Raw genomic sequence first — 24,954 nt, forward strand, 5'->3', positions numbered from 1 at the left:
GCTGACGCTCTTATAACCCAATGCTGCACCAGGGTTAAGAACGAGGCGACGAGCCCGCCGCCGGCTCATCGCAGCGCGCCCCGAATCGCGTCTCGACCCGCCGTTTCTTAAGGGTGTAATAACCGTATCCTGCATTGACCAAAATTCGTGCGCAGCGCGCAGAAAATTTTGCGGTTCGCATGCAATCGCGCGCAATTTCGGAACCGATTCAGGCGCGCGCGCAATTTTGCGCCAGATCGCTCATTGATTGCGGCGCCGCACTCAGTCTGATGACGCCTGCCGCCGCTCGCCACGCCGCGCAAACAGGCAGTAAGCGCGCCGCGCGCGGACCGCGGCTGGCTAAGATTACTTTTTTTTCAGACACTTGCCTCAAAACTTGCGGCCGCTGGACGCGACTGGGACGAGTGAAGTTGAGTTTGGGGTCTCGAAGTACAAGAAAGCGAAAGCAAAGCATGCTTGCCCGCGCCGGCCAAAAGGCGCGCAAGCCGCGCTTCGCGCGCGCGCACCGTGCCCTTTCCGAACACGACGAAATCCTGCGCAGCCGTGCCGAGGCGGAAGCCGCGATCGCGGAGGCGCGCAAGTCGCATGAGCGCCTGCGCCAGGCCATCGACATCCTGCCGCAGGGCATCGTGTTTCTCGACGCCGAAGGCCGCTACGTCCTCTGGAACAGGAAATACGCCGAGATCTACAGCAAGACCGCCGATCTGTTCGAGGAGGGCGCGCGGCTCGAGGACACGCTGCGCATCGGCGTCGCCCGCGGCGACTATCCCGAGGCCACCGGCAATGAAGAAGCCTGGATTGCAGAGCGCCTGCAAAAACTCTACAAGCCCGGCGCGCGCCACGAGCAGAAGCTGTCGGACGGCCGCGTCATCCTGATCGACGAGCGCTTGACCGATGACGGCGGCGTCGTCGGCCTGCGCGTCGATATCACCGAGCTCAAGCAGCGCGAGGCCTCGTTCCGCCTGCTGTTCGACGGCAATCCCGTACCCATGATCGTCTGCGCGCTGGACGACGAGCGCATCCTCGGCGTCAACGATGCCGCGGTCGCGCATTATGGCTACAGCCGGGCCGAGTTCGAGCGATTGAAGATCCGGTCCTTGCAGGCATTCGAAAGCGTGCCGCCCTGGACCGTCGATGGGACCGGCGAGGATCAGGCCGGCCGCACCTGGAAGCACGTCAAGGCCGACGGCGCGCTGATCGACCTTGCGATCTATTCCCGCGAACTGACTTACGCCGAGCGGCCCGCGGTGCTGCTCGCGCTGATGGACATCACCGAGCGCAAGCGCGCGGAGGCGCGACTCGCCTTCATGGCCCAGCATGACGGGCTGACCGGTCTGCCCAATCGCAACCTGCTGCGGCAGCAGATGGACGAGATGCTGCTGCACACGCGCCGCGGCTCCGAGAAGGTCGCGCTGCTGATACTAGGGCTCGACAATTTCAAGGCGGTCAACGACACGCTGGGGCACGCGGTCGGCGACAAGCTGCTGCGCGGCGTCGCCAAGCGGCTGCGTTCCACCTTGCGCGACGAGGATGGGCTGGCCCGGCTCAATTCCGATGAGTTCGCGGTTCTGCAGAGCGGATTGGCTCGGCCGGAAGATGCGGTGGGTCTCGCAAAACGCCTCCTTGCGGCCATTGCCGATCCCTATCTGCTCGACGGTCACTCCGTGGTGATCGGTGCCTCGATCGGCATTGCGATGGCGCCGGGCGACGGCGAGGATTCCGAAAAGCTGCTCAAGAGCGCCGACATGGCGCTGTCGCGCGCCAAGCTGGATGCGCGTGGCAGCTTCGCCTTCTTCGAGGCCGCGCTCGATGCGAAGGCGCAGAGCCGCCGCAAGATCGAGGTCGAGCTGCGCGATGCGATCCAGAATGACGTGCTGCGGCCGTACTACCAGCCGCTGATCGACCTCGCGAGCGGCCGCATCACCGGCTTCGAGGCGCTGGTGCGCTGGCTGCATGCCGAGCGCGGCATGGTGTCGCCGGCCGAGTTCATTCCGGTCGCCGAAGACACCGGCCTGATCAATCCGCTCGGCGGGCTGATGCTGCGCCGGGCCTGCCTCGACGCCGCGGCCTGGCCCGACGACGTCCGCGTCGCGGTCAACCTGTCGCCACTCCAGTTCCGCAGCGGCAATCTGCTCTCGATGGTTACTGACGCGCTGAAGCATTCCGGCCTGGCGCCGCGCCGGCTCGAGCTCGAGATCACCGAGACGCTGCTGCTGGAGAAGAGCGCGCAGGTGCTGGCGACGCTGCATGCGCTGCGCGCGCTCGGCGTGCGCATCTCCATGGACGATTTCGGCACCGGCTATTCCAGCCTCAGCTACCTACGCAGCTTCCCGTTCGACAAGATCAAGATCGACCAGTCCTTCGTGCGCGATCTCGCGGCCAACCGCGAGGCCCAGGCGATCATCCGCTCGATCGTCAGCCTCGGCAAGGGCCTTGGCGTCACCATCACCGCCGAAGGCGTCGAGACCGAAGCCGAGCTCAGCTGCCTCCGCGCCGAAGGCTGCCATGAGGGCCAGGGCTTCCTGTTCAGCAAGGCCCGGCCGAATGCGGAGATCGTCAGCCTGCTGGCCGCACAGCGCGGCATCGACGGCGACGAGGATGCCGCGCTGGTGGCGTGACCGCTCGCCTCCACGATATCTAAGAACGTACCGCTTCGCCCATCGGCCTCTCCCGCCTTGCCCGGCGCCAGCAGCCTTGATCTGCCTCAACAACGAGGCCAAAGGCCGGGGCGCATGACAGCGCGGCGTCGGTCAATTTCCGTTTGGAGGTTCGGACGGATAATGGCCCGGGCGCGCCACCCGTAAATTTCCCAAGTGCGGACCGTCAGCTGCCGTCGTTAAGTCGTGCGGTCGTGGGGTCGCACCATGAAGACACCGAAGCCGAAGCAATGGGCCGAGCAGGAGGTTCGACGGCTGGTCACGCTGGCCCGGCAGGGCATTGGGGTATCGAAGATTGCCGCCGAACTGGGCCGCCACGCCGGATCAGTCAGGCGAATGGCGCGAGCGAAAGGAATATTGTTGAAGAAATAGTCGCCGGTAGGGCAGGCGCTGCCTGATCGACGAGGCGCGTGGACGGCGCCCTACAGCCCGAAGCCTCGGCCGATGTCCCGCACAAGGCTGAGCGCAGCCTCAGTATTGCGACCATGGGAGAGCGCTCGATCGAGCCGAGACAAGATGCCTTTTCCGAAGAGCGCTATAGCGATGCTTCTGAGCATGGATCGGGTTTGAACGATGCTGCGAAAGTTCAAAACGGCCCCAGCCGCAGGATGGGGTAACAGCCGGGGCCGGCATTCCCATTCCAATGTGCCGCATCGGCGGTGGGCGGCACTCTTCAGGTTAGGCACACAGAAGCTAACAAATTATTCTGTTTCGCTCTCACCTCGCGTCGGCCGTGGCCGATTGTATCATAGCGTGCTCACGGTGAAGCGGTGAGCGAACCGAGCAATGGTCGACATGCTCGAGCGGCGCATCATTGGCCAAGTGCTCCCAATATTCAGCTTCCGCGAGTAGTTTCCAACCTCGATCCGGATGACGCGCGGCTGTCTGACGGCACAATAATGCCATCGCGCGCAGGCGACCCGCAGTATCCATCTGCTCCTCCCATTATATTCTTGTTGATTGCACCCTATTTTCTTTTTTTGCGTCGGAGTCATTACGATTATGTCGCAAAACTAATTTCCACTTTTCGAAGCGCGACTCGACTTTCGTTGCGGCTACAAATCGCGCATCGAACACAACTGGCGCAATTCAGCTCGTATCGGTAGATCGAGACCGGACCATCAGGCTTCGTGCTTACTAATCAGAACTGGCAAGAACGGCGAGATACTCGCGCCCGTCCGTCGGCGATGGGTTCCGCAAGAGCTCGAACTATCACCACGCGTCGGGCTCTCCGCGGCGATTGCCATGGTGTGGACCAGGTCTAGGTCCGCTCGATGAGCACCCGCTCCATGATGATCGTGCGTTCGTCCCCATAATAGCTGTCGCGCACGGCATTGAACCCCAGTCGCGCATAGAAGGTCTCTGCAGTGACCGATGAAGGGACCGCCAAGGACGGAATGTTCCGCTCGCGCGCCGTGCGCTCGATCTCGGCCATCAGTAGCTTGCCGATCCCGCGAGCCTGAACGTCCGGAGAAACGAAGACTGTGCGGACGACGCTTCCGTCGAGGCTTGCCGTTCCGACCAGGCGGCCGCCGATCGTGGCGACGAAAACGGTGCGCTGCCCGATCAGCCGGCGCACGGCATCCGGGCCGAAGCTGGGCTCGATCCCCGCGATGATCTCCGCCGTATAGTCCCTTGCATTCGTTTCGCGCAGCGCACGCAAGATGACCGCGCTGATGGCCGCGGCGTCATCGTCGAGCGCGGGCCGGATGCTGCATTCCATGAACTGCTCCGCCGAAGCTTCGCGAATGACTGGATTTGAGCCCGCCTCACGGCGCGGTAATCGGCGGATTTTCAACGACCCGTCACTCGATCACGTCGTCCGTCAGCACGAGGATGGTGGGCGGGATCGTCACGCCGAGCGCCCGCGCGGTCTTGAGATTGACGGCCAGCTCGAATTTGGTTGGCAGCTGGATTGGCATATTTGCCGGCTTTTGTCCCTTCAGGATCAGATCGACATAGCCCGCGGCGCGACGAAACAGGTCGCCGATGTCGGCACCATAGCTGATCAGAGCGCCGGCATGGGCGAACTCCCTGTGCTGGCCGATGACGGCGATCTTCATGTCGATGCCGATACGGCAAATGGCGTCCTGCATCGCGGCGGTCATGTAGTCGCGAATGACGATCACGGCGTTGCCGCCGGCGGCCGCGAGCACGTTGAATTGCTCGGCAACCGCCGCCGGCGACGCGCTCGTCAGTCCGAGGCGCACCGGCTCCAGCCCGGCGCGTCGTGCTTCCTCGATGGTTTGCGCGCCCCAGGCGCTGAAGGTCGGGTCCGTCGCATTGTTCAAGACGCCGATCCGCTTCAGCGAGGGCAGGATCTCCCGGATCATCTCGATGCGCTTGGCCGACATCTCCTCGCCGAACGCGGCGAAGCCGGTGAGACTGCCGCCCGGCCGCGCGAGGCTCTGAAACAATTCAGGGTCGCTTTGCACCGCAGGCAGCGCCACGGCGACGACGGGAATATTGGTTTTCCTGATCATCGCGCGTGCTGCGGCCGGGCCGGGCGAAAGCAGCACGTCCACCTGTCTGGCCACGAGGTCGTCGATCAATGCAAGGCCCCGCGACACATCGCCGGCCGTCGAGTGGGCCTCGATGACGATGGTGCGGCCCTCCACGTAACCCAGCTCGGCCAGCGCCTTCCGGAACGGAACGAGCACCGCATTGTCGATTTCCGGCGTGGCAAATCCGACGAATCCCACGACCGGAACGCGCTTTTGGGCCAAGGCTTCGCGCGCCGATATCGCCGTCATTCCCAAGAAGCTCAGAAACGTCCGCCGCCTCATTTGGCCTCTCGCGATGCCAGAACGATCTGATCACAAGGGCAATGGTACACGAAGATAATCGGTGCCAGAAGGCAGGAAGTAGGATGACCGAGGGAGGCGAAATCCATCAAACTTACATTTATGCAAAGTCAGATCCGGTATTCGCCACTGTCCGGTGTCACGCCGTCGCGCGGCTAAGATCGAGCGATGGCCTGCGCCGCGTCGGAAAACTCAGCGCCACCGCGACCGCCGCAAGCCCGATCGCGAAGGAGCCGGCGTGCAGCCAGGTGTATTGCTGGAAAGTATCGAACACGATCCCGCCGGCCCAGGGCCCGAGCGCCATGCCGAGGCTGGCGAAGGCCGACACGGCACCGAACACCGTGCCCATAATGCGCGGGCCGAAGAACTCGCGGACCAGCACCGCATAGAGCGGCATCACCCCGCCATAGGCGAGTCCGAACACGACCGAGAGCGCGTAGAACTCGCCGAGCTGCGCCACCGCGAGATAGGTCGCAATGCACATCGCCTGCACGAACAGCCCGCCGACAAGGACGGGTTTCGCGCCGATGCGATCGGCCAGCGCGCCCAGGAGCAGGCGTCCGCCGAGGCCTGAGACGCCGGCGACGCTATAGACCGTCACCGCCGTGAGCGGAGCAATGCCGCAGACCATCGCATAGGACACCATGTGGAAGATCGGGCCGGAATGCGCCGCGCAGCAGGCGAAATGCGCCGCTGCGAGCGCGATGAATTGCGGCGTGCGCAATGCCTGCGCCGCGTTCATCTCGGCCGCCGGCGCCGCGTCGGTGGTCGCGGAGCCCGCGGCTGCCGGCGCCGGACGCACCAGGAAGCAGGCGGGGATCAACAGTGCCCAGGAAGCGATGCCAATCGTCAGCATTGCGGTGCGCCAATCATAGGCCGTGATCAGCCAGCTCGCGGCCGGCGCGACCGTCACCGGGGACACGCCCATGCCGGCCGAGACCAGCGCCACGGCGAGGCTGCGGTTCTTCTCGATCCAGGCGCTCGCGAGCGCCATCATCGGTGCGTAGAAGCTGCCCACGGCGATCCCGATCAGCACGCCGAAGCAAAGCTGGAATTGCCACAGGCTTGCTGCCTGGCTCGCTGTGACGAGACCTAGTCCCAGCAGAACGCTTCCCGAGAGCACCACGATGCGGGTGCCGAACCGGTCCGACAGCGTGCCCCATAGGAATGCGGCGAATCCCATAAAGAGGAAATCCAGCGTCGCGGCAGCCGACACCCCGGCGCGCGACCAGCCCATCGCCTCCGAGATCGGCTGCAGGAACACCGCCAGCGACAGCATCGTGCCGAACCCGATGCAGGTCATCAGCGCGCCCGCGGCGACAACGACCCAGCCATAGTCGAAACGTGACGGCTTGCTCATGCGTTTCCTTGGCGCTTTTGCTCTTGTTGATGGTGCGCGGCAGGGATGGTGACTGATCCGCGGGGCGAGAGCAAGGCGGGTTGCCACCGCAGGCTGACACGGCCCGCCCGCAATGATAGCATGCCGCGCGTCACCAGCCTGCGATGTTGTTCTCGTGAAGCGCACACCCACCAACGTGCGGGGAGGCAAGTGCAATGAACTGGGGAGCGTCGTTTAGGCCGCGCGGGTGCCGCCGGCTTTTCCTGCCCGTCATTTTTGCTTCCGCGGTCTGGTCGCCCCTGGCGTGCGCGCAGGACGTCCGAAGCGTGCCCGCCGCGCCGGGACCGGTCTTTTCGGATAGCGGTCCCGATGCCGAGCTCTACGGTGCGGCTGAGGGCTATCCGGTCGGCACGCGGGGCGCCGCTCCCCCGCTCGACAAGCTCGTCGGCAGCTACAGCCATTTCGGCGAGATCTATCCCTCGCGCCGGGTCGCTCGCGCGACGACGCTCTGGCAATTCAAGCGCGCGCCGGAGCCACAGGTCACCTACAGTCTTGGCACCGAAAAGCTCGGCATTGCGGACTACCTCAAGCGCAACCCGGCGACGGGCCTCCTGATCGCCAGGGACGACACCATCCTGTACGAGCACTATCAATATGCACGGACCGACCACCACCGCTTTGTTTCGATGTCCATGGCCAAGACTCTGGTAGCCATGCTGGTCGGGATCGCGGTCTCGGAGGGACGGATCAAGTCGATCGACGACCTCGTCGCGACCTATGTCGACGGCCTTGCAGGCACGGAATATGGCAACACGTCCATCCGCGCCTTGTTGAACATGTCGTCGGGCGTCGAATTCTCGGAAGTCTATGACGGGAACGACGACATCGCCCGGCTTGGGCGGGCCTTGTTCGCCGGCCCGCCGAAAGATCCCGCCGCCATCGTCGCGCAGTTCAACACGCGGACCGCGCCGCCAGGCACCAAATTCCACTATGCCAGCGTTGAAACGGAGATACTCGGCTTGGTCCTGCGCGCCGCCACGGGCACGCCGGTCGCCGACTATCTCCGCGACCGGATCTGGGACCCCATCGGCACCGAGGCGGACGCCTCCTGGGTGATCGACGGCAGCGGGCAGGAGATCGCCTATTGCTGCTTCAACGCAACCTTGCGCGATTATGCGCGCCTGGCCCGGTTGCTCGCCCATGACGGCGCCTGGGAAGGCCGGCAGCTGATCCCCCGGCAGTGGCTGCTGGATGCCACGACCGTCAGGCCAGAGGACGGTCATCTCGCTCCGCGCGTGGCCACGCGCTATTTCGGCTACGGCTATCAGGTGTGGCTCCTCCCCGGCGAGCAGCGCCGATTTGCCCTCATCGGCATTCGCGGTCAGCTCATCCTGGTCGATCCCGCCTCCAAGCTCGTCATGGTGCACACGGCCGTTCGCCAGAAGCCGAACGAACCCGGAGCCTTCAGGGAGCCGCTCGCGTTATGGTCTGCTGTGCTGCAGCAGCTCGGGCAATGACGAATTGCTGACGCCTGCCGATGGCATCCAGCCGCGCTGGCGCGGTCGGTCGCGTCGGAAAGCCGCGGTTGCATTGAACCTGTCCGGCTTCCGGGAGCACCAACGGCGCGTAGGTCCCTGATGTCAGCGACGAGGGAAGGCGCGATGAAGGCTCTGAAAGCATCGATCTGTGTTGCAGTCACAGCGCTCGCCTTGAGCCTGTCGTTCGGCGTGCCGTCCCATGCCGAAGAGGACGAGGCGGGCACGCTGGCCCGGCAGATGAAGCAGCTCTATCGGGCCGGGAAGTACATGGAAGCGCTGCCTCTGGCCCAGAAGTCGCTGGCCCTTCGCGAGAAGGAGTTCGGCCCCGATGATGCGCACGTCGCGATGCCGCTGAACGACCTCGGCACGATCCATTACAATCTCGGCCAATACGCCGTTGCCGAACCGCTGTACAAGCGCGCGCTGGCCATTGACGAGAAGACACTCGGTCCGAATCATGCCGAAGTCGCGATGGTGCTGAACAATCTCGGCGATCTCTACCGTGCGGAAGAGCGTTACGCCGAAGCGGAGCCGGTGCTCAAGCGGTCGATCGCCATTCACGAGAAAAGCGGTGATCCATCGATCGTGATGGCGTTGAGCAACCTCGGCGCCGTTTACAGCCATCAGGGCCGGTACGATCAGGCTATACCGCTGTTCAAGCGAGGCCTCGCGGTGCTGCAGAAGGCGCTCGGTCCCGACGACCCCGAAGCCACTGTGCTGATGAACAATTTGGCCGACGCTTATATCAATCGCCATCGCTATGCCGATGCCGAGCGGCTGCTGAAGCGGTCGATGGCGGTGACCGAGAAGGCGTTCGGCCCGGATCATCCCGATATCGCGCAGGCACAGAACAATCTGGCTGCGCTCTATGGGCGTCAGGGCCGTAACGCGGAGGCCGAGCGGCTGTTCAAGCGGTCGGCGGCCACTTTCGAGAAAACCCTCGGCCCTGACCATCCGGATCTCGCCGGCGTTCTGGAAAACCTCGCCGGTCTCTACAAGTATCAAGGCCGCTATGCCGATGCCCAGCAGGCCCTGAAGCGGTCGATGGCCATCCGAGGGAAGACGAGGCCGATCTGACGAGCAGCGCAGGATGGTAGTGCGACTTGTCCGCCGCAGCCCGAAGAGCGAAGCTGGCGGGCAGGGCTATCGCATTAGAGAGTTTTTCCCTGCGGCCATCCTTCGAGACGCCCGCTTGAGCAGGCTCCTCAGGATGAGGGCGGAGTCCGCGGCAGCAGTTTCAACAGGCACCGACGCCCAATGAGCCTCATCCTGAGGAGACGCGTCAGCGTCGTCTCGAAGGACGAGGCGTGCGCGCAGGCACACTTCGCTTGCCCACACCACAACTTCTCCAACTTTTTTTGGCACATTGACGCCGAACCATGTCGGCATGGGCCGGTCTCGATCGTCCTCGGGTCGACACGTCCCGGTCGTGCAGGAAATGGACCCGGCACGCTGGCGAGATTCCGTCAACTCGAGCGTCAAAGTCGCAACTGGAGCAATGCCCATGAGGATCACCGTCGAAACCAGCGTAGCCGCCCCGATCGATCAGGTCTGGCGTGCCTATACGACGCCAGCCGACATCGTGAAGTGGAATGCCGCGTCCGACGACTGGCATACGACCAGTGCGACGGTCGACCTGCGGGACGGCGGCGCCTTCTCGTCGCGGATGGAGGCCAAGGACGGCAGCATCGGCTTCGACTTCGCCGGCACCTACACCAAGATCGTCGAGCACAAGCGGATCGAATACGCGTTCGGCGATCGAAAGGCCGAGGTCGAGTTCGTGCCCGGCCCGAAGAGTGTTGTCGTCCGTGTCGTCTTCGACGCCGAAACCACGCACTCGGTCGAACAGCAGCAGGGCGGCTGGCAGGCGATCCTCGACAATTTTGCGCGATACGTCGAGGCAAAGAGGAAATCGTGATCGATTAGCAGCGAACGTGGATGCCTGCATCGCACACGCTGCGATGCAGGTGCCATGCTTCAGCGCGGCCATGAAGCTTCCTGCGGCATGTCGACCTTGCCGAATTGCCGCATCTTCTTCTTGCCTTCGCGTGCCGCTAAGATCGAACTATTTCTTGTTGCCCATGTGATGAGGCGACGACGTGCCGGGGCCGCCCGTGTAGTGATGACCGCCTGATTGAGCGTTGGCAGAGGTGCCGGTCTTTTCTTTCTTGCCCATGTGGTGCGGAACTTCTGTCTTGGGTCCGCCGCTGTAGTGATGGCCGTTCTTTTCCTTGTCGGTGGATTGAGCCGTGGCGGGTACGGCCAGCAGGGAAACAATGCCGATTGTGGCGAGAAGCGTCTTGGTGGTCATGTTCGGTCCTCCAGGTTGCGAAGGTCCACGATACGCATCGGCGCAACGTCGGTCTTGACGAATCTCAAGGTACGATCGGTTGCTAATTGTCTCGCGCGCTCAGCTCCCGCGAGCCTTTGATCTGCGTCAAAAGCGATGGCGGCGGTGCTCCTATGCTGCGGGGATCGAGAGGAGCGCGCCCATGCCGGTGCAGGATCATTCCGCTTATCGACAGCGGCATGCCGCGGGCATGTCCATGAGAGCCAAGGCTGGCCTGGTCCTGATCGGATTCCTGGCCATCGCCGGCGTGCTGCTGTTCAGCGAGCACAGGGCTCACGTGCTGGGGCTCCTGGTCTGGCTGCCGCTCCTTGCCTGTCCGCTGATGCATTTCTTCATGCATGGCGGCCATGGTCACCGTCACGGTGGCGGCCGGCCAAATGATTCGAGGAGCGCGTGATGCACGACATTCCGCCTGCTTACGGCCTCTGGAGCCTCGTCACCGTCAACTCGGCGGTGTTCATCCTGTTTTCCTACAGCTTCTTCAAGCCGCAGACCTCGCGCGACTGGCGCTCCTTCGGCGCCTTCAGCGCGTTCCTGGTGGCGCTGTTCGCGCAGATGTACGGTTTTCCGCTCACCATCTATTTCCTGTCGGGTTGGCTGCAGTCGCGCTACCCGAACGTCGACTGGTTCTCGCACGACGCCGGTCATCTGCTCGAGATGATGTTCGGCTGGAAGACCAATCCCCACACGGGGCCGTTCCATGTCGTCAGCTTCATCTTCATCGGCGCCGGGTTCATCCTGATCTCCCTCGCCTGGAGGACGCTGTACGAGGCGCAGCAGACCCGGAGCCTCGCCACCACCGGTCCTTACAGCTACGTCCGGCATCCGCAATATGTCGGCTTCGTGCTGGTGATGTTCGGCTTCCTGTTGCAATGGCCGACGATTCTGACCTTGGCGATGTTTCCGGTGTTGACCGTCATGTACGTGAAGCTCGCCAGGGACGAGGAGCGTGAGGCCCGGAGCGAGTTCGGCGAGGCCTATGCCCGGTATGCCGCGCAGGTGCCGGCCTTCATTCCCCATCTCAACCGGCGATCCGGTCATAGCTCTTCTGGCGGCTATCGTCACGGCTGACCTTCGCCAGGAGATGCCTGCAAACGGCGCTAGCTTTAAAGGACGTCAATGAGCGTTCCCGTCTTCACCGCAAAGGCGCTGACTAAGATCTATATCTCCGGCGAAGTGATGGTGCATGCCCTCAACGAGGTCGACCTCGACATTCCCGAGAAGGAAGTGGTCGTGCTGCTCGGCCCCTCCGGCAGCGGCAAGACGACGTTGCTCAACATCATGGGCGGCCTCGACCGTCCGACCAGCGGCCGGCTGTTCTTCCGCGATCTGGACCTAACGGACCTGGAGGACCACGAACTCACGAAGTACCGCCGCGATCACGTCGGCTTCGTCTTCCAGTTCTACAATCTGGTGCCCAGCCTCACGGCCTACGAAAACGTCGCGCTGGTCACCGAAGTCGCCAAGAATCCGATGCGGCCGGCCGACGCCCTCGCGCTGGTCGGACTCGAAGCGAGGATGCATCACTTTCCCGCCCAGCTCTCCGGCGGCGAGCAGCAGCGCGTCGCCATCGCCCGCGCGATCGCGAAGCGGCCGGCGGTGCTGCTCTGCGACGAGCCGACCGGGGCGTTGGATTCGAAGACCGGCATCCGCGTCATCGAGGCGCTGCTTGGCGTCAACCGGCAGCTCGGGACCACTACAGTCATCATCACCCACAACGCCAGCATCCAGGAGGTCGCCGACCGAGTGCTGTTCTTCGCCGACGGTCGCATCTCCCGCATCCGGACCAACGAGGCCCGGCGGGAGGCCGCCGAGCTCACCTGGTGACGACATGAAGGTGCTAGACATCAAGCTGCTTCGTGACGTCAGACGGCTCTGGGCGCAGGTGCTCGCGGTCGCGCTGGTCGTCGGCGGCGGGGTTGCGACGCTGGTGCTCGCGGTGGGCTCGCACCGATCGCTGGAGGAGACCCGGATCGCTTATTACGAGCGTTACGGCTTTGCCGATGTGTTCGCGCAGGCGAAGCGGGCACCGAAGGCGCTCACCGACAGGATCGGCGAGATCCCAGGAGTCGCCGCCATCGACACCCGTATCGCCAAGCCGGCGCTACTCGACATTCCCGGTTTCTCCGCGCCCGCCAGCGCGCAGTTCGTTTCGCTGGCCGACACGGGTGAGCAGCATCTCAACCGGCTCTACATGCGCTCCGGGCGGTTCCCGGCGCCGGGACGGACTGAAGAGGTCGTCGTCAACGAGCCGTTCGCTCGGGCGCACGGTTTCGTCGAGGGGGCGCGGTTCTCCGCCATCCTCAACGGCAGGAAGCGCGAGCTCGTCATCGTCGGCATCGCGCTGTCGCCCGAGTTCGTTTACACGGTCGGACCGGGCGACCTGATGCCGGACGATCGCCGCTATGCCATCGTCTGGATGTCGGAGAAGGTGCTTAGCGCTGCCTACGATCTCGACGGCGCCTTCTCGGCGGTCGCGGTCAAGCTGCAGCCCGGCGCCTCCGAGCGCGATGTGGTCCGGCGACTGGACGCCCTGCTCGATCCTTATGGCGGGCAGGCGGCGCATGGCCGCAAGGACCAGACCTCGCACGCCTGGCTCGATCATGAACTCGACATGCTCAACAACATGAGCCGCACGCTGCCGCCGATCTTCCTGCTGGTCGCGGCCTTCCTCGTCAATCTCACCTTGACCCGGCTGGTCGCGCTCGAGCGCGAGCAGATCGGCCTGCTGAAGGCGCTGGGTTATTCAGACGGCAGCATCGTGCTGCACTATTTCAAGTTCGTTGCCTTCATCGTCGTGGTCGGCATCGTGTTGGGCGGCATCGTGGGCACCTGGCTCGGTTTGCACGTCACCGCGCTGTTCGGCGACTTCTTCCACTTTCCTTTCCTGGTGTTCGCGAAGGCACCGGACGTTTATCTCACGGCAGGTGCGCTTAGCGCGGCGGCTGCGGCGATCGGCGCATTCCGTGCGTTGCGCGAGGTGGTGAAGCTGCCCCCGGCCGTCGCCATGCAGGCGCCGGCTCCGCCGGTCTATCGCCGGCTGCTTTCGGCGCGCATCCAGCTCGACCGGATCGTGTCGCAGCCGACGCTGATGATGATCCGCAACATCGCCCGGCATCCGGTACGGGCCTTCTTCACGGCGCTCGGCATGGCGCTGGCCACCGCGATCCTAGTCGTCTCGCTGTTCACGCGGGACAGCATGGAGCATCTGACCGATGTGACCTACTTCCTCGCCGACCGGCAGGACGCAACCATCGGCTTTGCCGAGAAGCGGATCGCAAATGTCGTGGAGCAGGTGAGCCGGCTTCCGGGCGTTCTCGCCGCCGAGCCGTTCCGCGAGGTGCCGGTCCGGATCCGCCACGGCAACGTCGAACGGCGCATCGTCATCAGCGGCCGACCGGCTGCTGCCCACCTCAGGCGCATCATCGACGTCGAGCTTCGGCCGGTCATCCTGCCGGAGACGGGCCTCGCCATCTCCGGCATGCTCGCGCATATCCTCGGCGTCGGACCAGGCGATAGCGTCGAGGTCGATCTGTTGGAGGGCGCCAGGCGATCCGTGACGGTGCCGGTCGTCGCGACCGTCGAGGACTACTTCGGGATTAGGGGCATGATGGAGATCGAGGCGTTGCACAAGCTGATGCGCGAGGCGCCCGTCGTCACTAGCGTCAATCTCAGCCTCGACGAGAACCGGACGGAGGACTTCTACACGGCGGTGAAGTCCATACCGACGGTCGGCGGCGTGGCGCTGCAGCGCGTTTCGCTGGCGAACTTCCGCAAGACCGTCGCGCTGCTCGTCACCACGATGGCGAGTATCTACACGGGCCTTGCCGGCGTGATCGCGTTCGGCGTCGTCTACAACAATGCGCGCATTTCGCTGTCCGAACGGGCGCGCGAACTGGCCAGCCTGCGCGTGCTCGGCTTCACGCGCGGCGAGGTGCTGCGCATCCTGCTGCTTGAGCTCGCCATCCTCACCCTGATCGCCCAACCGCCCGGTTGGCTGATGGGCTACGGCCTCGCCTGGGTAATGAAAACGAACCTTGCCGGCGAGTTGATGCGCGTCCGCCTCGTCGTCGAGCACTCGACTTACGTGATCGCCACGTCCGTCGTGGTGCTGGCCGCCATCGTTTCCGCCGCCGTGATCCGAGAACGCATCGACAGATTGGACCTTGTTGCGGTCCTCAAGACGCGAGATTAGCCATGCCCGCCAACTGGACCAAACGCATCATCGGCGCCGCGCTCGCTGCTGCGATCCTCGCAGGGCTCGCTTGGTTCGCCTGGCCCCGACCGGTTCTGGTCGATCTCGCGACCGTCGCGAAGGGGCCGATCGAGGTCACGGCGGACGACGACGGCAAGACCCGCGTGCGCCACGTCTACACGGTGTCGGCGCCGATCGCGGGCAAGGTCTTGAGAATCTCGCATCCGCTCGGCGAGCAGGGGCCTTCGCTCCATGTCGGCGACGACGTCGTCGCTAACCAGACCGTCGCCCTGATGCAACCGACGCTGCCCGGCTTCATCGATGCGCGATCGCGCGATCAGCTGCAGGCGGAGGTCCTGGCCGCAGACGCCGCGATCCAGCAGCAGGAAGCTGAAGTGCAGCGGATCGAAGCCGCGCTGGATTTTTCGCGGACCGAGTTCCAGCGGGTGCAGACGCTGTTGCGGACGCAATCCACCTCGGCCCAGGCCTACGACAAGGCGAAATTCGAGGTCGCCACCAACGAGGCCGCCCTGAGAGGTGCCAAGGCCCAGGTCGAGATGCGCCGCGCAGTGCGGACCAGCCTGGCGGCCCGGCTGATGGACCCGGCAAGCGCTATCCCTCCCGCGGAGCCGACCTGCTGCATCCGTGTGCTGGCGCCGACAAGCGGACGGGTATTGAAGATCATCCAGGACAGCGAGACGACGGTTCTGCCCGGGACGCCGCTGGTTGATATCGGCGACCCGTTCGATCTCGAGGTCGTGGCCGACCTGCTCTCGACTGACGCGGTCCAGATCAAGGTCGGCGCGCCGGTCCGGATCGATGGCTGGGGCGGTCAGCCCATCGCGGGAAAGGTGGTCCGGGTCGACCCGGCCGGTTTCCTGAAAGTCTCCGCACTCGGCACCGAGGAGCAGCGGGTCCGCGTGACCATCGATTTCACCGACCCGCCCGAGAAGTGGGGCACGCTCGGGCACGACTATCGTGTTATCGTTCACGTGACGACATGGAGCGCGACCGAGTCGCTGACCGTGCCGGTGAGCGCTTTGTTCCGAAAAGGCGACCAATGGGCGGTTTTCGCCGACGAGAACGGCCGTGCAAGAACCGTCCCGGTCCGCATCGGCCACCGGAATAACCGCGTGGCCGAAGTTCTCTCCGGACTAGCTGCAGGTGATCGCGTCGTGTTGCACCCGAGCGACCGGATCATCGAGGGCATCAGGATCGCGAAGAGGGGCGAGGAATAGATACACGGCTGAGAGGCAAGCGTTCGATGATGCCACCATACCCCTGTTTTGCCCGACGGGTCAAACCGACTTCGTAAAATCGAAAAAGCACAATGCCGCCAAGAGGGCGGCTACTGTGCATGGGGTTGTTTTCGCACTTTTTTGTTTGCCGTCGGGAGAGCGCCTGTTTGCCGGCCCCGGCGACCCGGCTGGCCCGTCCCGAGCCTCGCCTCAGCTGTCGACCTTCAGCGCGGCAATAAAAGCTTCCTGCGGGATGTCGACCTTGCCGAACTGCCGCATCTTCTTCTTGCCTTCCTTCTGCTTCTCCAGAAGCTTGCGCTTACGCGTGATGTCGCCGCCGTAGCATTTCGCGGTGACGTCCTTGCGCAGCGCGCGCACCGTCTCGCGCGCGATCACCTTGCCGCCGATCGCCGCCTGGATCGGGATCTGGAACATATGCGGCGGGATCAGCTCCTTCATCTTCTCGACCATGGCACGGCCGCGCCCCTCCGCGCGGGTACGGTGGACCAGCATCGAGAGCGCATCGACCGGCTCGGCATTGACCAGGATCTGCATCTTGACGAGATCGGCCGGCTTGTAGTCGGTGAGGTGATAGTCGAACGAGGCGTAGCCCTTGGAGACCGATTTGAGGCGGTCGTAGAAGTCGAACACGACCTCGTTGAGCGGCAGGTCGTACTTCACCATGGCGCGGGAGCCGACGTAAGTGAGCTCCTTCTGCGCGCCGCGGCGGTCCTGGCACAGCTTCAAGACGCTGCCGAGATATTCGTCGGGCGTGAGGATCGTCGCCTCGATCCAGGGCTCGTCGATCTCGGCGATCTTGACCACGTCGGGCATGTCGACGGGATTGTGGATCTCGATCTCCTGGCCGTCGGTGAGCTTCATCTTGTAGATGACGCTCGGCGCGGTCGCGATCAGGTTGAGATCGAATTCGCGCGACAGCCGCTCCTGGATGATCTCGAGGTGCAGCAGCCCGAGGAAGCCGCAGCGGAATCCGAAGCCGAGCGCGGCCGACGTCTCCATCTCGAACGAGAAGCTGGCGTCGTTGAGGCGCAGCTTGCCCATCGCGGCGCGCAGCGTCTCAAAATCGTCGGCGTCGACCGGGAACAGGCCGCAGAACACCACCGGGATCGCCGGCTTGAAGCCCGGCAGCATCTCGGCGACCGGCTTCCTGTCGTCGGTGATGGTGTCGCCGACGCGGGTGTCGGCGACTTCCTTGATCGCGGCGGTGATGAAGCCGATCTCGCCGGGGCCGAGCTCCTCGACCTGCTGCATCTTCGGCGTGAAGAAGCCGACGCGCTCGACGTCATAGGCCGCGCCCGTGCCCATCATGCGCACGCGCTGGCCCTTCTTCATCGTGCCATCGACGATGCGCACCAGCACGACGACGCCGAGATAGACGTCGTACCAGCTGTCGACCAAGAGCGCCTTCAGCGTGGCGTCGCGATCGCCCCTCGGCGGCGGCAGGCGGTTGACGATGGCTTCCAGCACGTCGGGGATGCCGAGGCCGGTCTTGGCCGAGATCATCACCGCGTCGGAGGCGTCGATGCCGATGACGTCCTCGATCTGCTGCTTGACCTTCTCGGGCTCCGCCGCGGGCAGGTCGACCTTGTTCAGGACCGGGACGATCTCGTGATTGTTGTCGAGCGCCTGGTAGACGTTGGCGAGCGTCTGCGCCTCGACGCCCTGGCTGGCATCGACCACGAGCAGGGAACCCTCGCAGGCCGCCAGCGACCGCGAGACCTCGTAAGCGAAGTCGACATGGCCGGGCGTGTCCATCAGGTTGAAGATGTAGTCCTTGCCGTCCTTGGCGCGGTAGGCGAGGCGCACCGTCTGCGCCTTGATCGTGATGCCGCGCTCGCGCTCGATGTCCATGGAATCGAGCACCTGCTCCTTCCCCGCCATTTCGCGGTCGGAGAGGCCGCCGGTCATCTGGATCAGGCGGTCGGCCAGCGTCGATTTGCCATGGTCGATATGGGCGACGATGGAGAAATTGCGGATGTTGGAAATGGGGACGGTCGTCATGGGCGCGGGATACCACTCACATCCCCGTGCGGCAACCATATTGCTGTATTTTCAGGGCCTTTGTTCACGCCAAGCTGATTCCATGACGGGCCAAAACGCGCTACGCACGGCCATGTCCACGACCTCTCTTCCCACTGCCGGAGCGCGGGCAAAGACCCGCTTGAGTTACAACCGCTTCCGGGCCTTCCTGGTTGCCTGTGCGGTCCGCCCCGAGGCGCGCCTGTGGCTGCTGATCCAATTTGCCATCCTGCATGCGGTGCTCTGGACCTTCATCCTGATCAATCTGAAGGCGGCGCAGGACGTTCATATGGACGTCGCAGAAGCCTGGGGCTGGGGCCAGAAATTCCTCTGGGGCTATGGCAAGCACCCGCCGTTGTCGGGCTGGGTGGCCGGCCTCTGGTTCAAGGCGCTCCCGGCGGCGGACTGGGCGACCTATGCGCTGGCGATGACGACGGTGAGCGTCGGCATGGTGATCTGCTGGCTGATCGCCTTGCGCGCGGTGGATGCGCGCCGCGCGTTCCTGGTCGTGGTGATGATCGCGCTCTACCCGATCTTCAATTTCAAGGGCTTCAAGTACAACCCGGACCTCTTGCAGCTCGTCACGCTGCCGCTCCTCGTGCTGGCTTATCTCAACGCCTTCGAGAAGCGGAGCTGGCAATCCGGAATCCTGCTCGGGCTTGCCGGCGCGCTGGCGCTGATGACCAAATATTGGGTGCTGACCATGATCGGCGCGATCGGCCTCGCCGCGCTGATCCATCCCGACCGGTTGCGCTTCCTGTCGTCGCCCGCGCCGTGGGTCGCGATTGCCACGATGGTCGCGGCGATGATCCCGCACCTCGTCTGGCTGGCGGATGCGCATTTCGTGCCGCTGACCTATGCCGGCGACACCTACAGCCTTCAGGACAAGGCCCAGGTGCATCAGCTCGTCGCGGGCTATGTGCTGCACAACTTCGCGCTGCTGGCATTGCCGGTGGCGCTCGCGGCGCTGGCCATGGCGCTGGTGCCGCCATGGGGCAGATTGCTGCTGGCTACGCCGTCGCGCATCGTCACGCGCGCCTGGGCGCGTGGCGCCAATGCAGGAGTCAATGTCTCGCAGGCGCTGAATGTCTGGATCGTCCAGGTCATCGTCGCAGTCGGCCCGCCGCTCGGGGCGCTCGCCTTCAGCATCTACATGAAGACGGATTGGGGCATCTCGCTGTTCTTCCTGGTGCCGCTCGCACTGGTCGCGATCCCGACGCTGCGCGTGCAGAGAGCCGCGCTGTTCAACATCGCCGCGATCTGGCTCGTGCTCAGCGCCGCGACGCTCGCCGCTTCGCCCTGGATCGCCGCGCGCGAGATGGCGGCCAATGCCGGCAATGCCCAGATCTATGGCGCGCGCTCGGAGCTCGCGCGCGAATTGACCCAGGCCTGGCACACCCGCTTCGGCTCGCGCTGGGCCGTCGTTGCCGGCACGATGGAGCAGATCCAGCCGCTGGTGTTCTACAGCCCGGATCATCCGTCCGCGCTGCTACCGTTGGAGGCCTGGGATTCCGGACTGACCTCGCGCGACGACGCCAGGAAGTACGGCTTCATCGGCGTGTTCGATCCGACCGACGGCCGCCTGCCCGCGTTCGAGAAATGGGTGTCGGAGGTTGCGCCCAACGCCGAGCGCATCGTGATGACAACGCGCCGCTTCACCAACGGCAAGGCCGGCCCGTCGATGAGCTGGAACATCTACTTCGCGCCGCCGGGGAAGTGATTTCTTCACCTCTCCCGCAAGTACGGGGCGAGGGAGCGCACCTGGCCGCGTGGTGAGAGAAGGGCCTAAACCCCTTCCTCGTTGAACTTGCTTTCAACGAGCTCCGTGATCGCCGCGAGCGCGGCTTCGGCGTCGGTCCCTGCCGCCGCCACCGTGATCGTCGTGCCGGGACCCGCGGCGAGCATCATCAAGCCCATGATCGAGGTGCCGCCGACGGTCTCGCCGCCGCGTGTCACCCACACCTGCGCATCGAAGCGCTCGACCGCCTGGACGAATTTCGCCGAGGCGCGGGCGTGCAGGCCGCGCTTGTTGATGATCAGGAGATCCTTGGAGATCGCGCCCGCGGGCACGCCGGTCGCGGCTTGTGGCGCCTCCTCGCTCATTTGCCGGCGAGCACCCGGCTGGCGATGGTGACGTATTTGCGGCCAGCTTCCTGCGCCATCGCGATCGCGTCGGGCAGCGGTCGCTCCTCGCGCACCTTGGCAAGCTTGACCAGCATGGGCAGGTTGATGCCCGCGAGCACTTCGACCTTGGGCCGGCTCATGCAGGATATTGCCAGGTTCGACGGCGTGCCGCCGAACATGTCGGTGAGGATCGCAACGCCGTCGCCGGAATCGACGCGGTTGACCGCCTCGATGATGTCGCTTCGGCAGAGATCGGAATCATCTTCGGCGCCGATCGTGATCGCTTCGATTTGCTTTTGTGGGCCCATGACATGCTCAAGCGCTGCCTTGAATTCGTCGGCAAGGCGCCCGTGGGTCACAAGTACTAGACCAATCATCGGAAAACTCCTCGCGGGCGCTTTTGGTGCACCGCACGAACGCGCCACTTTGACCATCCAGAGCCCCCGCGCAAGAGGGGATGTTGCGTATCTCCCTGAATCTAGACGGATGGATGAGGGGAGCTGCGCCGGTCTATTCGGTCGCGATAGTGGGGTTCATATGGTTACCATTTCCCTTCAAACAATCGCCTGATGGGTTAACGGAAGATGAACTCCTGGTAGTGGTCAAGGCCGCAACAACCAGGGGAAGGGGCGAATAGTCGCGGGGCACAGGGATCCGCGGTATTTCGACACCAAAAATGCTGGTTTTCAGGGCTTCGGCCCGCGGCAGGCGCTCCGCGTCGGCTGCGGCCAGATCGACCACGAGACCGACGGTCGCATGCTCCACGAAGTCGCAGCGGCGGATTCCGAGGCCCCGGATCTCGATCAGGCCCGCCAGGCGAGGCGCGGGGCGGACCTCAATTTCGTGGCCGAGTGTCGCCAGATGGACACGGTCGTCACCGACCAGAACGGCCCTTTCCACGACGCCTGAGCGCCCCGCCATGATCAGATCGAAGGCAAGCCGCGATTTGCCGGACCCCGAGGGCCCGCGGATCAGCACGGCGTAAGGCCCGACCTTGACGGCAGAGGCGTGAACGCTGGGCCCGCCTTCGTTCATAGCGCCGGCAGCCTCACCACGAAGCGCGCACCGGCAATTGTCGGAGTGCCGTCGGCGTCCGGCGGGCCAGGGCGGTTCTCTGCCCAGATCCGTCCGCCATGGGCGTCGACGATCTGCTTGGAGATCGACAGGCCGAGGCCGGAGTTCTGGCCAAAGCCCTGATGCGGGCGGTCGGTGTAGAAGCGCTCGAAGATGCGCTCCAGCGCGTCCTCGCGAATGCCGGGGCCGTCGTCGTCGACCACGATCTCGATCTCGGAGCGAACGCGGCGGCAGCTGAGGCGCACCTTGCTGCCGCGTTCGGAGAAGGATTGCGCGTTGGAGAGCAGGTTGGAGACGACCTGTCCGAGCCGGGAATCGTGGCCGCTCACGGCGAAGGTGTCGGTCGGGCTGCGGCCCTCGAAGCGCGTTTCGACCGCGACGTCGTGGCCGAGCTTGGTTTCGTTGGCGACGGACACCAGCGTCGTCAGCAGCCGGCGCAAATCGACCGGGATCGCATCCTGGCGCTGCAGCTCGGCATCGAGGCGGCTGGCGTCGGAGATGTCGGAGATCAGCCGGTCGAGCCGCTTGACGTCGTGCTCGATCACCTCGAGCAGGCGGGCGCGGCTGTTCTCGTTGCGCGCCAGCGGCAGCGTCTCGACCGCCGAACGCAGCGAGGTCAGCGGGTTCTTCAATTCATGGGCAACGTCGGCGGCGAACATCTCGATCGCCTCGATGCGGCTGTAGAGCGCGCTGGTCATGTCGCGCAGCGCGCCGGAGAGGTGGCCGATCTCGTCGCGGCGGCGGGTGAAATCGGGAATCTCGATGCGGGCCTTGATGCGGCGGCGGACGCGTTCGGCGCTGTCGGCGAGCCGGCGCACCGGACCTGCGATCGTGCTCGCCAGCAGCAGTGACAGCATGATCATGACGGCGGCGGCGACGCCGCCGACCTTCAGGATGGCGAGGCGCTCGGCGGTGACCATCTGGTCGATGTCGTCGCCTTGCGTCGACAGCATCAAGGCGCCGTGGATCGCGCGCGAGCGCAGCACGGGGACCGCGACCGAGACGATCACCTCGCCGCGTGCGTTGACCCGCACCATCGAGCGTTTCTGGCCCTGGAGGGCGTCGCCCACTTCGGCATAGCCATTGCCGTTCTCGGGCCCGAGCTCGCGATAGAGCGGCAGGTCGCCGCGGTTCAGCCAGGTCCGCACCGCGACCTTGCCGCGCTCGATGATGCCGGGTTGCTCGGCCGGCGGCGGCAGCGGAAAGCGCAGCACGTTTTCCAGGTTGCGGCTGTCGAGCAGCAGGCTGCCGTTCGGATCGTAGATGCGGGCGCGCGTCTTGGTTGGCGAGATCAAGGTGCGCAGCACCGGCGCGACGCGCTCCGGATTGATCGGGAAGTCCAGCGGCGAATACTCGTCCGAGCCGCCATAGGTCTCGCCCGGCTTGAGGTCGAGCAGCCGGTCGGGATCGATGGTGATGGCGTTGGTCTGCACCGTGGCAGAGGCCGCGATCGCGCCGGCGATGATCTCGGCCTGCACCAGCAGGCTCTGGGCGCGGGCGTCGATCAGGCCGGCACGGAATTGCGACAGGTACAGGATGCTCGCCACAAGCGCGACGAGGCCGGCGAGGTTGAGCGAGACGATGCGGCGGGTCAGGCTCGAGAAGGACAGCGCGAAGAAGAACTGCCCGGCGCGTTTCAACCAGTTCAGCGGCCGGAAGCCCTGCGGCTTGTTGTCGGCAACGTGCTCCTGAACGCCGGCGGATGCGATATCCCCGGCGCTCTGGTTAGGGTCAGGCTGCGTTCGGTCAAGCAATGCTTACGCCCGCGTTAGGACGGCCCGTGCGAAGGTCCCCGCATCCTAGAGCGATCCTCGTCCCCATGGAACGAGAACCGGAGATGCTCTCGATCGCCGTGGAGGAGGCGCCCTCAGGCTTCCTTGAAACGGTAGCCGACGCCGTAGAGCGTCTCGATCATCTCGAACTCGTTGTCGACCACCTTGAACTTCTTGCGCAGCCGCTTGATGTGGCTGTCGATGGTGCGGTCGTCGACATAGACCTGGTCGTCATAGGCGGCGTCCATCAGCGCGTTGCGGCTCTTCACCACGCCGGGCCGGGTCGCGAGCGCCTGCAGGATGAGGAATTCGGTCACGGTGAGCGTCACCGGCTCGTTCTTCCAGGTGCAGGTATGGCGCTCGGGGTCCATGCGCAGCAGACCGCGGTCGAGCGCCTTGGCGTCGTTCTCCTTCGGCGCAACGGTCGGATCCTTCGGCGCCGAGCGCCGCAGCACCGCCTTGACGCGCTCGACCAGCAGACGCTGCGAGAACGGTTTGCGGATGAAGTCGTCGGCGCCCATCTTGAGGCCGAACAGCTCGTCGATCTCCTCGTCCTTGGAGGTGAGGAAGATCACCGGCAGGTCGGACTTTTGCCTGAGACGGCGCAGCGTCTCCATGCCGTCCATGCGCGGCATCTTGATGTCGAGGATGGCGAGATCGGGCTGGGTGGTGCGGAAACCGTCGAGCGCGGAAGCGCCGTCGGTGTAGGTCATGATACGGTAGCCTTCGGCTTCCAGCGCGATCGAGACGGATGTGAGAATGTTGCGGTCGTCGTCGACCAAAGCGATTGTGGGCATGAGCCTCTCTGCTTTCTGCTTTCCGTTTGGGTCGTGGCTTGAAACGGCGAGCAATCAGTGATGCGCCGCATACATGGGTGCCGAAGTGGCGTTCGAACCTTGTCACCGAGCAATGCAAGCTGGGCTGAAGTGTGACCAAGTTCCACGAAACACGGCAGATTCGCCGCATCTCGACCCATAACCGGGCCCCCGTTTACCCGAAAAAAGGCCCTCCTTGCAACCACCTGAGCCGAGAAAGCCAATGCAACCGACCCCCAATTTCGACCCCGCAAAGCTCGCCAAATCGCTGCTGAGGCGGTCCCGGCAGGGGGCTCTGGCGACGCTGATGGTCGGCAACGGCGATCCCTATTGTTCCCTGGTCAATCTGGCCAGCCATCCCGACGGCTCGCCGATCCTGCTGATCTCGCGCCTCGCCGTGCACACCAAGAACGTCCTCGCGGACTCCAGGGTCTCGCTGATGCTGGACGAGCGCGCGGCCGGCGATCCCCTGGAAGGCGCCCGGATCATGCTGTCCGGCCGGGCCGAGGAGGCCGATTCCAACAAGGATCTGCTCCAGCGACGGTATCTGAGTGCTCATCCCTCGGCAGAAGGCTTTGTTTCTTTTAAGGATTTCTCCTTCTTCCGGATCCGGCCCACGGGAACACATCTGGTCGCCGGCTTTGGCCGGATCGTCGACCTCAAGCCGGAGCAATTCCTGACGGACCTCACCGGCGCCGAGGACCTGCTGGCGGCGGAGGAGGGCGCCGTCGAGCACATGAACGCCGACCATCGCGACGCCCTCAATCTTTATGCCACGAAGCTGCTCGGCGCCACCGAGGGCGACTGGCGCTGTACCGGCTGTGATCCTGAAGGCCTCGACATGCAGGTCGGCCAGGCAACGCTGCGGCTGGACTTCCCGGAGCGGGTGACGGATGGCACGGCGCTTCGCAAGATGCTGGTCCGTCTCGCTGGCGAAGCGCGCACGAAGGTGGACCAGGGCGCAACCGCTTGAACGCGGCTACCGATCGCCGCGACCCATGACCGTGA

22 protein-coding genes are annotated in these 24,954 nt (G+C 64.6%); 12 read left to right on the plus strand and 10 right to left on the minus strand.

Features of this window, described 5'->3' with window-relative positions; genetic code table 11:
* The first annotated feature begins 452 nt into the window (after window positions 1-452).
* Entirely contained in the window at window positions 453-2,618 is a 2,166-nt protein-coding gene (locus tag I6F12_RS22615) for an EAL domain-containing protein (protein ID WP_225157244.1), read from the plus strand.
* A 246-nt stretch (window positions 2,619-2,864) separates the two neighbouring features.
* Window positions 2,865-3,029, plus strand: coding sequence for a helix-turn-helix domain-containing protein (locus tag I6F12_RS22620; protein ID WP_162130849.1), 165 nt, complete (start codon window positions 2,865-2,867; stop codon window positions 3,027-3,029).
* An 889-nt stretch (window positions 3,030-3,918) separates the two neighbouring features.
* Here the strand turns inward: I6F12_RS22620 and I6F12_RS22625 are convergent.
* The 3 genes from I6F12_RS22625 to I6F12_RS22635 all read right to left on the minus strand — a co-directional run bounded on the left by I6F12_RS22625 (window position 3,919) and on the right by I6F12_RS22635 (window position 6,821).
* Window positions 3,919-4,380, minus strand: a complete 462-nt coding sequence (locus I6F12_RS22625; protein ID WP_225157372.1) for a GNAT family N-acetyltransferase — start codon at window positions 4,378-4,380, stop codon at window positions 3,919-3,921.
* A gap of 82 nt (window positions 4,381-4,462) precedes the next feature.
* Window positions 4,463-5,410 carry an ABC transporter substrate-binding protein gene (locus I6F12_RS22630; RefSeq protein WP_225157245.1) on the minus strand — a complete coding sequence of 316 codons (948 nt, stop codon included), beginning with the start codon at window positions 5,408-5,410 and terminating at the stop codon, window positions 4,463-4,465.
* 190 nt (window positions 5,411-5,600) lie between these two features.
* Window positions 5,601-6,821 (minus strand): MFS transporter, encoded by a 1,221-nt coding sequence (locus tag I6F12_RS22635; RefSeq protein WP_225157246.1) that lies wholly within the window; start codon window positions 6,819-6,821, stop codon window positions 5,601-5,603.
* A 305-nt stretch (window positions 6,822-7,126) separates the two neighbouring features.
* On the opposite strand from I6F12_RS22635, the gene I6F12_RS22640 reads away from it, so the two are divergent.
* The 3 genes from I6F12_RS22640 (at window position 7,127) to I6F12_RS22650 (ending at window position 10,256) form a co-directional block, all read left to right on the plus strand.
* A complete protein-coding gene (locus I6F12_RS22640; RefSeq protein WP_225157247.1) occupies window positions 7,127-8,317 on the plus strand; it encodes a serine hydrolase in 1,191 nt (396 codons plus the stop codon).
* 144 nt (window positions 8,318-8,461) lie between these two features.
* Window positions 8,462-9,415, plus strand: coding sequence for a tetratricopeptide repeat protein (locus I6F12_RS22645; RefSeq protein WP_225157248.1), 954 nt, complete (start codon window positions 8,462-8,464; stop codon window positions 9,413-9,415).
* 427 nt (window positions 9,416-9,842) lie between these two features.
* Window positions 9,843-10,256: an SRPBCC family protein gene (locus I6F12_RS22650; RefSeq protein WP_109146002.1), complete on the plus strand. Its 414-nt coding sequence runs from the start codon at window positions 9,843-9,845 to the stop codon at window positions 10,254-10,256.
* Between the two features lie 147 nt (window positions 10,257-10,403).
* On the opposite strand, the gene I6F12_RS22655 is transcribed toward I6F12_RS22650, so the two are convergent.
* Complete coding sequence (locus tag I6F12_RS22655; protein WP_109145480.1) at window positions 10,404-10,649, minus strand: hypothetical protein; 246 nt, start codon at window positions 10,647-10,649, stop codon at window positions 10,404-10,406.
* 181 nt (window positions 10,650-10,830) lie between these two features.
* Here I6F12_RS22655 and I6F12_RS22660 point away from each other — a divergent pair, with 181 nt between their 5' ends.
* Genes I6F12_RS22660 through I6F12_RS22680 form a run of 5 tightly spaced genes read left to right on the plus strand, consistent with a single transcriptional unit; the run spans window position 10,831 to window position 16,121 of the window.
* Complete coding sequence (locus I6F12_RS22660; protein ID WP_036026429.1) at window positions 10,831-11,085, plus strand: DUF2933 domain-containing protein; 255 nt, start codon at window positions 10,831-10,833, stop codon at window positions 11,083-11,085.
* Window positions 11,085-11,759 (plus strand): isoprenylcysteine carboxylmethyltransferase family protein, encoded by a 675-nt coding sequence (locus I6F12_RS22665; RefSeq protein ID WP_225157249.1) that lies wholly within the window; start codon window positions 11,085-11,087, stop codon window positions 11,757-11,759. The genes I6F12_RS22660 and I6F12_RS22665 overlap by 1 nt, the downstream gene beginning before the upstream one ends.
* Window positions 11,760-11,807: 48 nt before the next feature.
* Window positions 11,808-12,515, plus strand: a complete 708-nt coding sequence (locus I6F12_RS22670; RefSeq protein ID WP_225157250.1) for an ABC transporter ATP-binding protein — start codon at window positions 11,808-11,810, stop codon at window positions 12,513-12,515.
* Window positions 12,516-12,519: 4 nt separating this feature from the next.
* Window positions 12,520-14,883, plus strand: a complete 2,364-nt coding sequence (locus I6F12_RS22675; RefSeq protein ID WP_036026435.1) for an FtsX-like permease family protein — start codon at window positions 12,520-12,522, stop codon at window positions 14,881-14,883.
* 2 nt (window positions 14,884-14,885) lie between these two features.
* The gene (locus I6F12_RS22680; protein WP_036026436.1) at window positions 14,886-16,121 is read left to right on the plus strand and encodes an HlyD family efflux transporter periplasmic adaptor subunit; all 1,236 of its coding nucleotides are present in this window, start codon (window positions 14,886-14,888) and stop codon (window positions 16,119-16,121) included.
* Window positions 16,122-16,331: 210 nt separating this feature from the next.
* Here I6F12_RS22680 and lepA read toward each other — a convergent pair whose 3' ends face one another.
* A complete protein-coding gene (gene lepA, locus I6F12_RS22685; protein WP_225147229.1) occupies window positions 16,332-18,143 on the minus strand; it encodes a translation elongation factor 4 in 1,812 nt (603 codons plus the stop codon).
* A gap of 112 nt (window positions 18,144-18,255) precedes the next feature.
* Here lepA and I6F12_RS22690 point away from each other — a divergent pair, with 112 nt between their 5' ends.
* Window positions 18,256-19,881, plus strand: a complete 1,626-nt coding sequence (locus I6F12_RS22690) for a glycosyltransferase family 39 protein (protein WP_225157251.1) — start codon at window positions 18,256-18,258, stop codon at window positions 19,879-19,881.
* A gap of 65 nt (window positions 19,882-19,946) precedes the next feature.
* Here the strand turns inward: I6F12_RS22690 and I6F12_RS22695 are convergent, their stop codons facing one another.
* The 5 genes from I6F12_RS22695 to I6F12_RS22715 all read right to left on the minus strand — a co-directional run bounded on the left by I6F12_RS22695 (window position 19,947) and on the right by I6F12_RS22715 (window position 23,928).
* A complete protein-coding gene (locus I6F12_RS22695; protein ID WP_036014186.1) occupies window positions 19,947-20,264 on the minus strand; it encodes an HPr family phosphocarrier protein in 318 nt (105 codons plus the stop codon).
* Window positions 20,261-20,662 carry a PTS sugar transporter subunit IIA gene (locus tag I6F12_RS22700; protein WP_007597752.1) on the minus strand — a complete coding sequence of 134 codons (402 nt, stop codon included), beginning with the start codon at window positions 20,660-20,662 and terminating at the stop codon, window positions 20,261-20,263. The genes I6F12_RS22695 and I6F12_RS22700 overlap by 4 nt, the downstream gene beginning before the upstream one ends.
* Window positions 20,663-20,795: 133 nt before the next feature.
* On the minus strand, window positions 20,796-21,320 hold the full coding sequence (locus tag I6F12_RS22705; RefSeq protein ID WP_225157252.1) for an HPr kinase/phosphatase C-terminal domain-containing protein: 525 nt from the start codon (window positions 21,318-21,320) through the stop codon (window positions 20,796-20,798).
* Complete coding sequence (locus tag I6F12_RS22710) at window positions 21,317-23,113, minus strand: sensor histidine kinase (RefSeq protein WP_275970684.1); 1,797 nt, start codon at window positions 23,111-23,113, stop codon at window positions 21,317-21,319. The genes I6F12_RS22705 and I6F12_RS22710 overlap by 4 nt, the downstream gene beginning before the upstream one ends.
* A 113-nt stretch (window positions 23,114-23,226) precedes the next feature.
* Window positions 23,227-23,928 (minus strand): response regulator transcription factor, encoded by a 702-nt coding sequence (locus I6F12_RS22715; RefSeq protein ID WP_008542552.1) that lies wholly within the window; start codon window positions 23,926-23,928, stop codon window positions 23,227-23,229.
* Between the two features lie 241 nt (window positions 23,929-24,169).
* Between I6F12_RS22715 and I6F12_RS22720 the strand changes: the two genes are divergently transcribed.
* Entirely contained in the window at window positions 24,170-24,919 is a 750-nt protein-coding gene (locus tag I6F12_RS22720) for a DUF2470 domain-containing protein (RefSeq protein WP_036026441.1), read from the plus strand.
* Window positions 24,920-24,954 lie beyond the last annotated feature (35 nt).

Origin of the sequence: Bradyrhizobium sp. IC4059, from assembly GCF_020193615.1 — a bacterium.
In the GTDB taxonomy this organism is placed as follows: Bacteria; Pseudomonadota; Alphaproteobacteria; order Rhizobiales; family Xanthobacteraceae; genus Bradyrhizobium; species Bradyrhizobium yuanmingense.